Annotated in this window: 10 protein-coding genes; 4 read left to right on the plus strand and 6 right to left on the minus strand. The window is 44.9% G+C overall.

What is annotated here, in order from left to right; genetic code table 11:
- Nucleotides 1-1,197: DUF4114 domain-containing protein (locus LAY41_RS17185; RefSeq protein WP_249100442.1), on the minus strand; the 1,197-nt coding region annotated here is incomplete at its 3' end.
- A 692-nt stretch (nucleotides 1,198-1,889) separates the two neighbouring features.
- On the opposite strand from LAY41_RS17185, the gene LAY41_RS17190 reads away from it, so the two are divergent.
- From LAY41_RS17190 to LAY41_RS17200, 3 genes are all read left to right on the plus strand, one after another.
- Nucleotides 1,890-3,116 (plus strand): RNA-guided endonuclease InsQ/TnpB family protein, encoded by a 1,227-nt coding sequence (locus LAY41_RS17190; protein ID WP_249100449.1) that lies wholly within the window; start codon nucleotides 1,890-1,892, stop codon nucleotides 3,114-3,116.
- Nucleotides 3,117-3,268: 152 nt separating this feature from the next.
- A complete protein-coding gene (locus LAY41_RS17195) occupies nucleotides 3,269-3,664 on the plus strand; it encodes a VOC family protein (RefSeq protein ID WP_249100452.1) in 396 nt (131 codons plus the stop codon).
- Nucleotides 3,665-3,690: 26 nt separating this feature from the next.
- On the plus strand, nucleotides 3,691-4,761 hold the full coding sequence (locus tag LAY41_RS17200; RefSeq protein ID WP_249100454.1) for an aldo/keto reductase: 1,071 nt from the start codon (nucleotides 3,691-3,693) through the stop codon (nucleotides 4,759-4,761).
- 8 nt (nucleotides 4,762-4,769) lie between these two features.
- Here the strand turns inward: LAY41_RS17200 and LAY41_RS17205 are convergent, their stop codons facing one another.
- A complete protein-coding gene (locus LAY41_RS17205) occupies nucleotides 4,770-5,195 on the minus strand; it encodes an ester cyclase (RefSeq protein WP_249100457.1) in 426 nt (141 codons plus the stop codon).
- Between the two features lie 363 nt (nucleotides 5,196-5,558).
- On the opposite strand from LAY41_RS17205, the gene LAY41_RS17210 reads away from it, so the two are divergent.
- Nucleotides 5,559-6,443 carry a hypothetical protein gene (locus LAY41_RS17210; RefSeq protein WP_249100460.1) on the plus strand — a complete coding sequence of 295 codons (885 nt, stop codon included), beginning with the start codon at nucleotides 5,559-5,561 and terminating at the stop codon, nucleotides 6,441-6,443.
- A 58-nt stretch (nucleotides 6,444-6,501) separates the two neighbouring features.
- On the opposite strand, the gene LAY41_RS17215 is transcribed toward LAY41_RS17210, so the two are convergent.
- The 4 genes from LAY41_RS17215 to LAY41_RS17230 all read right to left on the minus strand — a co-directional run bounded on the left by LAY41_RS17215 (nucleotide 6,502) and on the right by LAY41_RS17230 (nucleotide 14,560).
- Nucleotides 6,502-7,719, minus strand: coding sequence for a pentapeptide repeat-containing protein (locus tag LAY41_RS17215; RefSeq protein WP_249100463.1), 1,218 nt, complete (start codon nucleotides 7,717-7,719; stop codon nucleotides 6,502-6,504).
- 550 nt (nucleotides 7,720-8,269) lie between these two features.
- Nucleotides 8,270-9,283 carry a cysteine hydrolase family protein gene (locus LAY41_RS17220; RefSeq protein WP_249100467.1) on the minus strand — a complete coding sequence of 338 codons (1,014 nt, stop codon included), beginning with the start codon at nucleotides 9,281-9,283 and terminating at the stop codon, nucleotides 8,270-8,272.
- A gap of 338 nt (nucleotides 9,284-9,621) precedes the next feature.
- The gene (locus tag LAY41_RS17225; protein ID WP_249100470.1) at nucleotides 9,622-12,321 is read right to left on the minus strand and encodes an FkbM family methyltransferase; all 2,700 of its coding nucleotides are present in this window, start codon (nucleotides 12,319-12,321) and stop codon (nucleotides 9,622-9,624) included.
- Between the two features lie 349 nt (nucleotides 12,322-12,670).
- Nucleotides 12,671-14,560 carry a tetratricopeptide repeat protein gene (locus LAY41_RS17230; RefSeq protein ID WP_249100475.1) on the minus strand — a complete coding sequence of 630 codons (1,890 nt, stop codon included), beginning with the start codon at nucleotides 14,558-14,560 and terminating at the stop codon, nucleotides 12,671-12,673.
- Nucleotides 14,561-14,670 lie beyond the last annotated feature (110 nt).

Genomic DNA, 14,670 nt, shown 5'->3' on the forward strand with positions numbered 1-14,670 from the left:
TGTTCCCGGATCTACTACTGGTGGTGGAGTGACAGGTGTTCCCGGATCTACTACTGGTGGCGGAGTCACAGGTGTTCCCGGATCTACTACTGGTGGAGTGACAGGTGTTCCCGGATCTACTACTGGTGGAGTGACAGGTGTTCCCGGATCGATTACTGGTGGCGGGGTGACAGGTGTTCCCGGATCGACTACTGGTGGTGGGGTGACAGGCGATTCTGCTTTCACATAATCAATCAAATCCTTACCCAACTTAGAATCCCGCCAATCTTTAGCAGGATTAATCACCTCATCCAAATTAACTGCTTTCCCCGTCGCACCAGTTAACCTAAAAATTACATCGTTATAATCTTTATCTGTTCCGGTATCGACGCGCAGATCTTCGATCGCAAATGCACTACCCGTTCCATTAATATCGGCAATTTGTCCGACATGAAAAGCTTCGTTGGGATTCGCAGTCACCAAAGAAAATAACGGACGCTTTGCACCACCAATATTAGGATTATCAAATACTTCTTGCACTTTCCCATTTGGCACTAACATCACGCCAAATGTATCCCCAGGTGTCATCGCAAACGTCTTGACACCTTTGTATTCTCCATCGTTATCGGCATTTGCCAAACCAACATTAAATTTTGCTGCTTCGTTGGGATCGGAAATTACTATATAACCTAAGTTTGAATTACTCTGCGATCGATTTGCGGCTTCTTTAATAAATTCTATCGAACCTGGTGCAAATTTATCCATTCCGTCTAAACTAAAGATGGCTAATTCACCTTTATACCCGCCGCCATCATTAATAAAATCAACTCCAACTTGCCCGGTTTCTCCGACTGTAAAATATCCCGATTCCACTTTCAATCCGGTAATCGGATCGACTTGCTTATTCTCAACTGTCAAATTCAGGTCGTATTTCGCTTCGCCGCTAACTTGGTTGACTCGAATCGTGTAATCTCCGGCGGCTAAGTTGTCGATCGCAATTACTTCATCACTCAAATCGCCGTTCGCTGAACTATACAGTACACCACCCAGATTGTCAAGTACCTCTAGGTCAGCATTTGCACTCAGTCCGTTGAGGGAAACTCCCACCTTTCCCGCAGAGTTCAAGCTGAACTTATAGAGGTCAAACGGGTCGGAATTGCCAACGAAACCCGCATAATTTTGGTTGCTATTCAAAACGCCGATATCCAAATCAGACATTGCACCCTCCCAGAACCTGCAAATTTATGCTTCTATCTATCTCTCAGGATCGAACTTCCGCTTTTATGCGCTACTCGATGTTTTGTTGCAAAACTTTACAGTTGCCACTCAGTCCTAGCTCCTTCCCTATTTGTCGTTGGCTTTCGTTCCAAAGGCCCAACCCACAACTTTCAACGTCCCCCTTTTTAAGGGGGATTTAGGGGGATCTCCTGCGAGATAAAACTAAAAAAACCTTTAAATCAGCCCTTAATCTACCAGATTTCATCTATCTATCCGTATAAAATCCTCAATCTTCACCAAAGCTTCAAAATATGCCGAATTATATGAAATTTCCATAAAGAGGCTACTAACTATCGCCGAGACAAACCTCACCCCCCTACCCCCTCCCCTCCCCGTTGCGGGGAGTAATAGTCTCCCCTCCCCGTTGCGGGGAGTAATAGTCTCCCCTCCCCGTTGCGGGGAGGGGTTGGGGGTGGGGTTCCACTGTTCCGGCGATAGTTAGCTTTCTTCGCCGGAAGCCCCGCGCCATATCGGTACTCCGATTGGTGTCGGGATGGATAGGCGGGTTGTCGTAGGCTTCGACGTGAGCGCGAGGGCCGAACGGTACGGAGACAACCAATTAATTGGCGCTAGTTTGGAGAATCCTGTTTTTCAATGGTGTATATTAAAATAATATTAAACAGATAGGAAGCGTGAGAACAGCTTACCAATACAAACTACGCCCAACAAAACAACAAGCCGCCGAGATTGATAGATGGCTGTCAATGTTGTGCAGCCAGTATAATTATTTGTTGGCCGATAGGTTTAATTGGTATGAGCAAAACCGCTCTCCTATCAACGCTTGCCCTCTAGTTTGCCACCTGCCAGAACTGCGAGATAACCCCGATTATTTCAGTCAAAAGAAAACGTTACCTCAACTCAAAAAGACTCATCCTTGGTACTCCGAGATTTACTCTCAAGTATTGCAAGATGTAGTTAAGCGAGTCAAAGTAACATTTGACAGATTCCTTAAAGGCGACGGTAACGGCAAGCGCAGCGGTAAACCAAGATTTAAACATCGTAGTCGTTACCGCACATTTACTTATCCTCAAATGAAGGACGGATGCTTGCAAGGCAATCTGATTAACTTACCAATGTTGGGTAAAGTCAAGGTTGTTCTACATCGTTCTATCCCAGACGGATTCAAGATCAAAACAGCTTCTGTTACTAAGAAAGCTGACGGCTTCTACTTGACGATTTCTCTAGAAGATGCAACAGTTACTGAAATTAATCCAGATTTCAATCCAGATTCAATAGCTGGTATTGACGTTGGTTTAAAGGAATTCTTGACAACTTCTGATGGTGAAACTGTTGCTATCCCTCAACATTACCGTAAAGCCCAAAAACGCTTAAAGGTAATTCAAAAGCGGGTATCACGTTGTAAAAAAAGTAGTAACCGTAGACAAAAAGCAGTTAAACAGCTAGGTTGTCAGCACAAAAAGGTTGCAGATAAGCGGAAAGATTTTCACTTCAAGACGGTTAACTGGCTGTTGTCAAAATATGACGTAATTGCTCATGAAGATTTGAACGTAAAAGGACTTGCTCGTACAAGGTTGGCTAAATCTGTGTTGGATGCCGGGTGGTCAAGCTTTCTGTCAATACTCGCAAACAAAGCCGAAAATGCTGGTTTGTTGGTAATTCCAGTCAGCGCCCATAACACCTCACAAGATTGTTCCAATTGCGGTGAGAAAGTACCTAAAAAGCTGCACGTTCGTTGGCACGACTGCCCCAATTGTGGATGCAGTCTAGACCGCGACCACAATGCAGCGATAAATATCAAAAATAGAGCGGTAGGGCATTCCGTTCTTAAAGCGCAACGCCTCCGCAATAGCCGGATTGGTTGCGAAGCCTACACCATACTTGTACCCAAGTTGGTGTAGGAAATGTCACTAGTCCATAAAGACGATCTTCACCATACAGTTGCAACTCATAATCATAACGACTATGATTTAAATAAGACAGCGCAAACCATATTAGGTAGGTAAGTAATACCTACCTAGAGAAATCTTTTTGCAAAAATAAGGACAAACAAATGAATCTTATTCGTTTTGAACACATCAATCTTTCCTGCAAAGATATCGACGCCACCAAAAATTTCTATCAAACCATTTTCCCCAATTGGTATGTGCGCGTCGAAGGCGTAAACGATGGTAGTCGCTGGATGCACTTTGGTGATAACCAATTTTATCTAGCACTCAACGATACACCAAACGAAGAGCGAGTGCATAATATTTACGAGAACATCGGCATCAATCACATTGGATTAGTCATTGATGACGGCGATGCCATGAAAACACATCTCGACAAACATGGCATTGAGTATTATACTATGACAGCGCCCGAAACAAAGCATCGCATTTATGTCACAGATCCCGACGGAAACGAAATCGAATTAGTCGAGTATAATCAAGATTACCAATTGAAGTAAATCTTTGTAAGTAAGGATACAAACCAATGCCACCTCAGACATTAGCAGCACTCACTGACTATCGGTTACTAGGAAAAAGCGGTTTGCGAATATCTCCCCTCTGCTTAGGCACCATGACATTTGGAACAGATTGGAATTGGGGATCTGATAAAGAAGAAAGTCGAAAAGTATTTGATTTGTATGTAGAGCGAGGCGGTAACTTTATTGATAGCGCAGATGCCTATACCAATGGCACCAGCGAAACATATTTAGGGGAATTCATGGCATCCCGCCGAGAGCAACTTGTAATTGCCACTAAATACAGTTGCAATACTCGTCAAGGCGATCCAAATGCAGGTGGAAATCATCGTAAAAACATGATCCAATCTGTAGAAGCAAGTCTGAAACGTTTGAAAACAGACTATATCGATCTCTACTGGTTGCATATTTGGGATTTCCTCACACCGATTGAAGAAATCATGCGAGCTTTCGACGATTTAGTTCGAGCCGGAAAAGTGCTTTATATAGGAATTTCCGATGCGCCTGCGTGGAAAGTTTCGCAAGCAAACACCATTGCCGAACTGCGAGGATGGACTCCTTTTATTGGTCTGCAAATAGAATATAATTTACTGGAACGAACTGTCGAACGCGACCTCACACCGATGGCGCAAGAACTGAATATCGGCGTTGTTCCCTGGTCTCCGCTTGGCGGCGGAGTACTGACTGGAAAGTACAACAAAACGCAGCCACAAGATGCTAACACTAATCAAGAAACGTCAAGCCGTAAAGAATTTAATCAAACATTCGGTAAGTTAACCGATCGCAATCTGACAGTTGCAGAGGAAGTGCAAAAAATAGCCACAGAAATTGGTCGTTCTCCCGCACAAGTGGCATTAAATTGGTTACTGCAAAAACCAGGTGTCGTCAGTCCGATTATTGGGGCACGCACGATCGGACATCTAGAAGATAATCTCCAATGTTTGGATTTTGTGCTTTCATCAGAACATCTGGCTCATTTAGATGAAGTGAGCAAGATTGAGTTAGGATTTCCTCATGACTTTCTCAGCAGCGATATGGTGAAAAATGTCGTGAATGGTGGAGCAAACATTAAAGCCTAAGTACTTCTCTATTTCAGTGCCGGAAATGCACCCAGTTGTTGCACAACTTGCAAGTCACTCATTTCGCACCAAAGTTCTTGAACTTTATCATTCAGAATCAGGAAAATCATAATTCCAGTTTCTAACACTCGCTGATTCCTGCAAGGAATGTCGAGTAATCCACCTCGGTAAGTACTCCAACCGGAGTAGCGTACTACAATTTTATCTTGTGAGGTAATCACATCGTGAATTGTCCATTCTGGATCTGTAAAAGTGGCTCGATACCAGCGCAACCACGCCTTAAAATCATCAATTCCAAAGGGTTCGACGGCATTGCCCTGACCGTGTGCAATGAAGCCAGGGGCGACTAGATTGTCTAAAATTTCTTCTTTCCCTTGGGTAAAAAGGGTTTGAAACCAGGTCTCGACGATCGCTTTGGGTTCAGAAAGTAACATTGAGGTTATTGCACAGCTTTTGATTACGAACAATACCATTTTCTTGGTAGTACTGGTTGTGCAACATCATCCCAACTGAAGAATAGACATCTCCAGAAATTAAAGGTGCGTTACCTGTAACCCTTGTAGAGACGTTGCATACAACGTCTCTACATTCTATGAAAGGAGATGTCCAATAAACTCGATGAAATTTGCTAAGCAAGTCACCCGATCGCATCGATCTAGTGGATGAGGTGCGATCGCGCTACTTAGTAGTACTGTCATCCTTGGGACTTTTTTTGGAACTATGGACTGAGTATTTGCCGTCAAGGCTTTGAGCGATCGCAAAACAACCTCACTTATCAAATCAGGGGAACCAAAATAATGACTTATGCTATCTTTGACGAAACCTACTACCTCAACAGTTACCCCGATATCAAGGCAGCCGTCGCCTCCGGAGCGTTTGTTTCTGGATTGGAACATTTTCAACGTTCTGGTATAAATGAAGGCCGCGTTCTCGTCTCACCCCTTTGGAACGAAGCCCAGTATTTAGCGGCTAACCCCGATATCAGGAACGCTATCAACACTGGATCTTTGCGTTCCGGTTTGCAACATTTCATCTTGTACGGAGAAGCCGAACGTCGTCCTGGCGCACCTGTTGTTCCCACCAGTAGCGGCTTCAACGAAGATTATTACTTATCTCTTTATCCCGATGTCGGGCCTTTAGTTGCCTCCAGACAGTTCCCATCTGCCGAAGCACACTACATCCGCACAGGACAATTTGAAAACAGATTGGCTCTGTCCTCTGGAACCAATGGCAATGATATTGTTACTGGTAATGGGCCGATAACTGGCATCGTGGGAGTGGGGTTGGACGTTTTCGCTGTCAGGGGAGCCCCCGACCCCAGACCGACCAGTCTCGGAGTCGGCGAAACAGATATGCTGATTGGTGGACTGGGGAACGATGCCTTCATATTAGGCTTTGGCAGAACAGCCGCGAATCCAGTTGCCCAAAGGTTATATGTGGGCGGAGCAAATGGCGACTACGCTTACATCAAGTATTTTGAACGCTCCAAAGATTCTATCCAACTAACTGGAACGGTGAACGACTACGTTCTGAATGCTGGTTCGTTTCCAGTCACAGGAAACAGGGCTTCTGGTGTGAGTATCTCCACCAACACAGGAGATTTGGTAGCTCTGGTAGAAGGTGTGCAATCTCTACAGCTAGTCGATCAAGACACCAATCAGGGAATCTTTTTCTTGGGCTAGAAACTAGGGGCTAGGCTTCGACGTGAGCGCTCAGCCGAACGGGACTAGGCCCTAGCCTCTAGTTCCGGGGCTGGATGCGAATTATACCAGGAGCAGGAGTGGACTGCTGAACAGGGGTTGCTGCTGGGGGAGCGGGCTGGACTGGGGCTGATTGTGCGGCTGGGGGAGCGGACTGCTGAATGCGGTTCGGCTGAATTCGGGTTGGTGTATTAGACGGTGGAGCCGACTGCTGAATGCGGTACTGCTGCGATGTTCCACCAGGTGAGGATTGCTGAATTCGGTTCGGCTGGACTCGGACTGGTGGAGCGGGGGGAGGAGTGGGCGCAGTAGGAGGGGTCGTTTGTCTGTAAATTGGATAGGACGGCTGCACTGGGTTAATCGCGCCTGGAAGTGGAGCGGACGGCTGGATTCGGATCGGTTGGGTTCTGCGGTTGCGGGCTTCTTCACTCTGTTCTATGTCGCGGCGGACTCGCGAGAGCGAGCTTCCTGACGCTAATTGATTAGTCCAAGTCCGGATTCCGCGTGAATCGGCATCGCGCCCCAAAAGTTCTCGATAAATCTGGTTAACTGCTGCTTGAGCTTCGGCGCTGCGAGCAATTTCATTGCGGACATCGCGGAGCGATCGGCCCCTTCCGATCTCATCAGTCCAGGTTCGCAAGCCGCTATAATCGGGTTCGCGGCCTAAAACTTCTCGATAAACTTGCCTGATTTCATCTTCTCTGTACCGATAATCGCGATCGTTGTAGTTGCGATCGTTATAGTTGCGATCGTTGTAGTTGCGATCGTTATAGTTGCGATCGTTGTAGTTGCGATCGTTGTAGTTGCGATCGTCCCGCCCATTCTCATACCCATACACTCCACTCAGGTAAGCACCATCCAGAGTGGTATTTCCCAGGTACGCACCATCCAGGTAAGCATTTTCCAAGTTCGCATTCCGCAGATTGGCATTATCCAGATTGGCATTTCTGATGTTAGCCCCGCTCAATCTAGCACTGGTGAAATCGACACCCCTCAAATCAGCACCCCGGAGGTCAGCCTCCTCCAGATTAGCACTCCTCAAGTTAGCACCTTGGAGGTTAGCATTCTCCAGGTCAGCATTCTGTAGGTCAGCATTCTGTAGGTCAGCATTCCTCAAATTGGCACTTCTGAGGTCACATCGGCGACACTCATTAGTATCCAGCAGCCGTCTGAGGTCATCGCGATTTGCCGCGTGCAAAGGAGCTGCTACGCCAAAAGTCAGGATTAATGCGGTAGTTACAAGAATTCCACGTTTCATTTTATGCACCTCAAATCATTGGTATGTTTTTTAATGAGAGAATTTAATTCGCTTTATGAGCCTGTCAACCACATATCAGATCTATATTTTGGGAGAGGAAGCCAGTAATAGGTATGTAGTTGCGCTTTAGCGCTCTACCTTGGCAGAAGCACTTCTCAAAAGTGTTCCCATCTTCTATTTATATTGCCTTTTATTACTGACTGCTAACCTCCTCCCTATGGTTCCCCCAATAGGGTGAAAATTTCTAATTGGTCATTGGTCATTGGTCAGTGGTCATATCAAGTTCGGTAGCATCGTTAGTACATGAGTGAGATCGTCAAATTGTCTGTTGTCATCGTTGGTTAAATTTTTACCGCAGATGAAGACAGATGAACGCAGATGAACGCAGATAGGAATAATCACACGAATTTTTTAGGTAACCGATGCGTAAGGACATGATATCATTGGTCATTATCTCCCCCACTCCCCCACTCCCCCACTCCCCCACTCCCCCACTCCCCCACTCCCCCACTCCCATTTTTGACTTTTGAATGAGTGACTTTCGACTTTTCTAGCCCCCTGATTTCACAATGTGCATTCCCGCACTGGCGAAGCGTGCAAACGCAGCATCAGCTTGTTCCGTGAAGTCAACAACACCGGGAACGACAACCGCAGAAGTGCAGTCTTCCAGCAGATAAACCTTAGACGCCAAATTGGCATCTAGCGCCGTAATCTCCGTCAGCAAGTCGTCAATTGTCCAGGCGACGCAGTGACTTTTAGCTTGTCCGGCAATAATCAATACATCAAAATCCAGCAATTTTTGGATAAGAAAGTCATTTTTCTGAGCGATCGGGCCTCCATCATAGCCCTGCAACACTTCCGGACGCAACACCGAGTAGTTTTCTGTGAGAGGATTGCTACCTTTAATCTCGAAATTCGTCTGACTCATCCTCGCTATATTGTGAAAAAATATCGCTTCTTCCACCGCCGAAACCAAAGCGTGACCGATCCCACCCAGCATAGAGTGATACGGCCAAACTATCAAGGGATATTTACCGTCGTCACTTAACTTGCGGACATAGTGCAAAGCGTGTTTTTCCAGCGCCGGATAGTCGCCACCAGCGATACTGTAAGCAACGGCTGGATTAACTTTCCAAACTCCTTTTTGTACATCATCAAGAGTAATATTAGTAGCAGCTGGAATTGGGTATTCCCCTGCATCATTAATCCAGAAAACGGGATGAAAGATTTGCATAGCGGTGTGAGTGTCCATCGTTGCCGCAATCTCCGTAATTGCCCCCAAATTGCGATAGATAAACTCGCACAAGCGCACATTGTCATCCACAGCACCAGTACCAGACCTACCGCCCACAAACAGTTCAAATTCAGGAATGCAAAAAGTGTTTTGGGCGTCGATTATCAGTAAACAAATCCGCGTTTTATCTTCGGCAGCTGGTTGAATGCCTTGCTGCTTGGCCCAGTCTTCAGCTTCAACTGCCCTATCTTGGTATGGTACGCGCCAGACTTGCCCCACTTTGCCGGAGTCGAAGTGAGACGGGATTGGTAGTTGTGTGTTTATATTCATTTTGAACAGCTACTTCCAATAGTTTTTTTACAATTATAGTTTAATTTTCACACCAGGAAGTGTCTTATACAGCCCTTTTCTAGTGAGTGATAAGCTGCTACGCATCTAATTTCACAGTCAATTTTTATGAGCTTCTTGTGGGATGGGCAGGAAAGCCCGTCTTTGTATTCGATTTAGATGCGTAATAGCTTATCATGTCCTTACGCATCGGTTACCTAAAAAATTATTGTGATTATTCTTATCTGCGTTTATCTGCGTTCATCTGTCTTCATCTGCGGTAAAAATTTAACAAACGATGAAAACATACAATTTGACAATATCATTTTACGCTCACCTACTTAGCAAGTTACTTTGATTAGTTCAAATCCGCTAACAGTCAAACCTGCGCTGGTGTGCAAACACAACATATTCATTGAAACAATATTTCCAAAAACGTTTTCTGGATTTTGAAAATAGTTGTTTGAGTTGTAAATAGGAGTCATGTGCCAATACATCCTGTAGCCCAAAGAGTCAAGATAGGAAATTGTAGAAGCTAAATTTTCTTGGCAGTCATTCTTTATATAAAAAATGGGCTTTAATCTAATAATAGTGTTAGCTGCTCCTTGCAAAACTTTTAATTCCATCCCTCCTACATCCAGGTTAATCAGGCGACAGTAGGGCAAATTTAGGCTGTCGAGCGTTATTACTTGGACTAGCTCGCCTTCAATGCTAGAGCCAAAATTATTCGCTTTATCATAGTCGAGGACAGGCACTTTTATCGAGCCAATTACATCGCCAACAGCTACATTGTAAGAGTAGGTATTGATTACACTGTTTAGCGCTAAATTAGCACAGAGGTTTTGAAAGATAATGCGTTGCGGTTCAAACGCCATAACTGTTCCCGCAGATCCAACTGCACCAGCAAAAAACAGAGTACGAACACCAATATTTGCCCCGACATCTACTACCAAATCCTTGGGTTGAACAATTTGCTGAAATAACTCGATTTCAGCTTCGCAGTACTCGCCATAGATGTCGAGGTGTCTGCCAACGTAGGTGTCGTTTATGTTGTAAAGAAACACACCGTGACGGCATTTCTTTAGACGATTGAAACCATCGACAGGAAGTAGGTTTTTATCGTCGTAGTTAATTGTTTCTATAAGTTTCTCCTGAGAAGATCGATCTGTTAAACCCACTTGGTCAGCATTTTTATGTAACTCGGCAACCCAATTCTGGAGCGCAACTGCCACTCGCTCAAATATTCCTGACCAATCTCCATCTTGTGACTGGCGGAACAGCCGCATGGTAGGATACCAGGGGCTATCTTCTCCTTCAAGCATCCATCGCCAGTCGGGTATTTTAGTTAGCAAAACCCATACTGGTTTTCCCAGTGCCCCAGCCAGATGAGCCACCCCAGTATCTACACTGATAATTAGATCGAGTTGCGCTATAGCGGCAGCGGTATCTGCAAAATCATTCAATTTTTCGCTCAAGTCTTGCACTTTTCCCAAAATGCCCAATTCAGCCAAATCCGCAGCTTTGGGCTCTTTTTGTAAACTGTAAAAGGCAATCTGTGGAATATCTAAAAGAGATAAAAAATGCTTCAATTCGCAAGAACGGTAGCGATCGTTTTTATGAGCGGGACTACCTGCCCAAACTATTCCCACTTTCAGTAAAGTTTCGGGTGGTGTTTGCAGGGTAAACGGGTAAGGTTGTCGTGCTTCTAGGTAGGGTATAGAGGCGGGAATTGTTTCCAGGGTGGTGCCTAAAAGGTGGGGTAAGTTCAACAGAGGGGTATGAATTTCAAACTGAACTATCGCTCCTGTAGTTACTACCTGTTCAATGCCAGCAACGGTGCTAAACAGTCGCAGCAATGCTTCATAACATACGACAATAACACGACAGCCCAGTTGTGCAATTAGGGGGGCGTAGCGGATAAACTGGATGTTGTCGCCAAACCCTTGTTCGCAAACTAGCAGAATTGTTTTTCCTTGCAAAGAAGAACCATCCCAGAGAGGGTATGGCAAAGATTTGGCGATGAATTCTCCAGTTTGCCAGCGCCACTTATACTCAGCAAATCCATTCTTGAAGTCTCCAGTTAATAGGAGGCTTAGACCGAGGTTTTGGTGAGCTTCTGCAAAGTTGGGTTTAAGAACTATGGCTTGACGAAGGAGGGTTTGACCTTCGGCTAATTTACCTTGAGCTAGGAAAAGGTTGCCCAGGTTGTTGTAAGGATTTGCATAGTTGGGATTTAAAATAAGAGCTTGTTGGTAATATGCGATCGCATCTTCTAATTTTCCTTGTTCCTCAAAAGCGTTACCCAGGTTGTTGTTTACTTCGGCGTTGTGAGGATTTAAGGCAAGTGCTTTTTGGTAGTGTGCGATCGCATCTTCTAATTTTCCCTCCTCCTGTAGTGCGTTACCCAGGTTGTTGTAAGCTTGTGCGTAGTTGGGATTTAAGGTAAGCGCTTTTTGGTAGGATGCGATCGCATCTTCTAATTTGTTTTGTTCTTGAAGTGCATTACCCAGGTTGTTGTGAGCTTCCGCATCGTCGGGATTTAAGGTAAGCGCTTTTTGGTAAGATGCGATCGCATCTTCTAATTTGTCCTGTTTCCAAAGCGCAACGCCCAAGTTGTAGTGAGCATTTGCATCGTCGGGATTTAAGGCTATAGCCTGCTGGTAGGATGCGATCGCCTCCTCTAGTTTACCCGCTGCGTCGAAAACATTACCCAGGTTATAGTGAGCTTCGGCATTTTGGGGATTTGCAGCTATAGCCTGCTGGTAGGATGCGATCGCCTCTTCTACCTTCCCTTGCTCCTCAAAAGCATACCCCAGATTGTTGTAGGCTTCGGCATTTTGGGGATTTGCGGTTATAGCTTGCTGGTAAGATGCGATCGCATCCTCTAACTTCCCCTGAGCCTGAAGAACAACCCCCAAGTTGTTATAAATATCAGCGCGATCGGGTTTAGCTTGAAGAATTTCGCGGTAGATTTCTTCAGCTTCTATTAAACGTCCAGCCTGATGATGTTTTAGGGCAATTGCCAGTTTGTCATTAGTCATATCTTGTCCGTTTGCATTGTTATTACATGAGTCATATCGTCAAATTTTCTGTTGTCATCGTTGGTTAAATTTTTACCGCAGATGAAGACAGATGAACGCAGATAAACGCAGATAAGAATAAGAACAGAATTTTTTAGGTAACCGATGCGTAAGGACATGATATCATTAGTCATTAGTCCCTTTCCGCCACAAGATTATGTAGGGGCGAAGCATTGCGGAATTAACGTTTCGTTTTTGAGTTAAGGTTATTCCGCAATGCTTCGCCCTCCCACTATACATAGTCTTCCACCGAGAAGGCAGTAGTCTTTAGTCATTAGTCATTGGTGACCCAATGCCCAATGCTTGCTGACTATTCATTCTGGTATTTTACCAGTAATTCCGGGATGTAATCATATCCATCCACCCCAATAAGGGGAATAATCTTAGAGCGATATTTATTCAGGACATTCTGGAAAGCTTCTTTTCCTATCTGTCCTTGCAAAATCGTCAGCAATCCCGCCGTTTGACGCCACTGAGGAGAATAAATCTGCTCCAAAAGATACATACCTAAACTACCTGTGTAGATAGCTTTTTCTATTTGTTGCAGACTATAGTTAGCTTCAGCTAAATAAACTAAATTTAGCCCTTGAAGATACAAATCGCCGGACATTTGGGCAGCTTGCAAACCAAATTCTAAGTATGGAATAGCAACTTGCGGTTGAGACAAAACAATATATGCAATACCGAGACTGCTGTAACAGAGAGATTTACTTTGCTGTAAGACGTATTGTATTCCATAACCATCGCTTAATCGCTCTGAGATCTGCAATCCTTGTTGGAGATAATTAATAGCCGTCTCGTAAACCTCCGGTTCTACCCGTTCCAATTGTTGGGCTTGCAGCACTTCGCTGTAGCCAAAATTTGCCAGGGCGTTTGCTTCTCCTAAACGCTCTCCGGTTTGGCGACTCAAAATTAATGCCCGTTGGCTGTAATTGATGGCTTCGGTATAATTTTTCTGAGCTACATAGATGCGGCTGATGTGATTGAGATTGGCAATTTCACAAGGAATATCCCCCGCAGTTCGGGCTATCTCCAAAGCTTGCTGATGGAATGAATGCGCCTGCTGATATTCCCCTACTGCTCCCATTGAATAGCCCATTAATGTTAAAATGCGAGCTTTTTCTTGGGTGCCTTCAACATATCGAAGTGGTTCATCCAGATAATTCAGAGCCGAACGGAGATAATCCCCGCTGAATGAAGCAAAAATACCGCCGTAGAGGGGAAAGTATTTCTGTATGGTAAATGTGCGGAAAATTTGCAGCGTTATTTGAAAACAGGCGTTAGTTAGGGAAGTGATATAAATAGAATTTCCCGCCCGATTAAAGCCACTGGCTAATTGCGACCAAATCACTGCAAAAGTAAGAAAGGTGGATATGGACAGCTTTGCTCCCACTTTGGCGTCGTAAATGAGTTTGTCAAACCAGTTGACTAGCCCTCGTTGCAAGCACTGTAAAATGACAGCAAGTTCGACTAATTCATTTAGTTGTAAATGTTGTTTTGCTGCGAGTTCAACGATCGACTGATTCAGTGCTAAAGTCTGGAACAGTGCTTTTGGAAAGGGACTATTGACTTGCTTTGCCCATAATGCCCAAGGGCCATTTTGTTCGGGTGCGCCTTCAAATCCGAGTTTTTCTCGATTTCGATCGTAAATCCAACTAACTAAATGTTCTTGCAATCTTTGCCAAGATTTTAAACCTTCAGTTAAGCCTTCTGATAATTGCTGAAGTTCGATCGCTCGATCGGAATCGGAACTTGTTTGAGCTTGTTGCGTTATAGATTTTGCTAATTGCTGTACTTGGTCTAAGTTTAACGCCTGGGCTTGATTGGGATCGATCGCCTGTAACAAAGCGCTCAATCTATGCTCGGATTCTGCTTTTACGATCGCATCCGTCGCAGATGTAATAGCATTCGATACGCGATTTTCCGCCTGATATCGTTCCCATTCTGCTTGGATGGTTTGGATCGCTCTCAAGCTGCGGCTTGCTTTCGCTTGCTTGAATTCATCCTTAGTATTGTCTATCTCGGACTGGGTAGTGGTAATGCGCGAACTCAAGCATCGCTCGAAAATTTCCCCTTCTCCGGCGCTGACACCTTGCAACAGCATTTGATAAACCTGCTGTTTCGAGCGGATCTTGCCCTTGAGGGTCATCTGCACGATTTCGTCGATTAAAGCGAAGTAGCGATCTAGAGAGTCTGACATAGGCTGGTGCGATCGGTTCTGGCAATAAGCATAGCCTGGAAATTACCCATTTGGCTGGTAAACTTTCATTATAGAGCTTTGAATACTATAATCTGTAGAACTTTTGTATT

The sequence above is a fragment of the Argonema galeatum A003/A1 genome (assembly GCF_023333595.1).
GTDB lineage: Bacteria > Cyanobacteriota > Cyanobacteriia > Cyanobacteriales > Aerosakkonemataceae > Argonema > Argonema galeatum.

What these genes read in the sequence shown, in the direction of transcription:
- LAY41_RS17195 (WP_249100452.1), top strand. Translation starts at nt 3,269, where the DNA reads ATGAATCTTATTCGTTTTGAACACATCAATCTTTCCTGCAAAGATATC.
- LAY41_RS17200 (WP_249100454.1), top strand. Translation starts at nt 3,691, where the DNA reads ATGCCACCTCAGACATTAGCAGCACTCACTGACTATCGGTTACTAGGA.
- LAY41_RS17205 (WP_249100457.1), bottom strand. Translation starts at nt 5,195, where the DNA reads ATGTTACTTTCTGAACCCAAAGCGATCGTCGAGACCTGGTTTCAAACC.
- LAY41_RS17210 (WP_249100460.1), top strand. Translation starts at nt 5,559, where the DNA reads ATGACTTATGCTATCTTTGACGAAACCTACTACCTCAACAGTTACCCC.
- LAY41_RS17215 (WP_249100463.1), bottom strand. Translation starts at nt 7,719, where the DNA reads ATGAAACGTGGAATTCTTGTAACTACCGCATTAATCCTGACTTTTGGC.
- LAY41_RS17220 (WP_249100467.1), bottom strand. Translation starts at nt 9,283, where the DNA reads ATGAATATAAACACACAACTACCAATCCCGTCTCACTTCGACTCCGGC.
- LAY41_RS17225 (WP_249100470.1), bottom strand. Translation starts at nt 12,321, where the DNA reads ATGACTAATGACAAACTGGCAATTGCCCTAAAACATCATCAGGCTGGA.
- LAY41_RS17230 (WP_249100475.1), bottom strand. Translation starts at nt 14,560, where the DNA reads ATGTCAGACTCTCTAGATCGCTACTTCGCTTTAATCGACGAAATCGTG.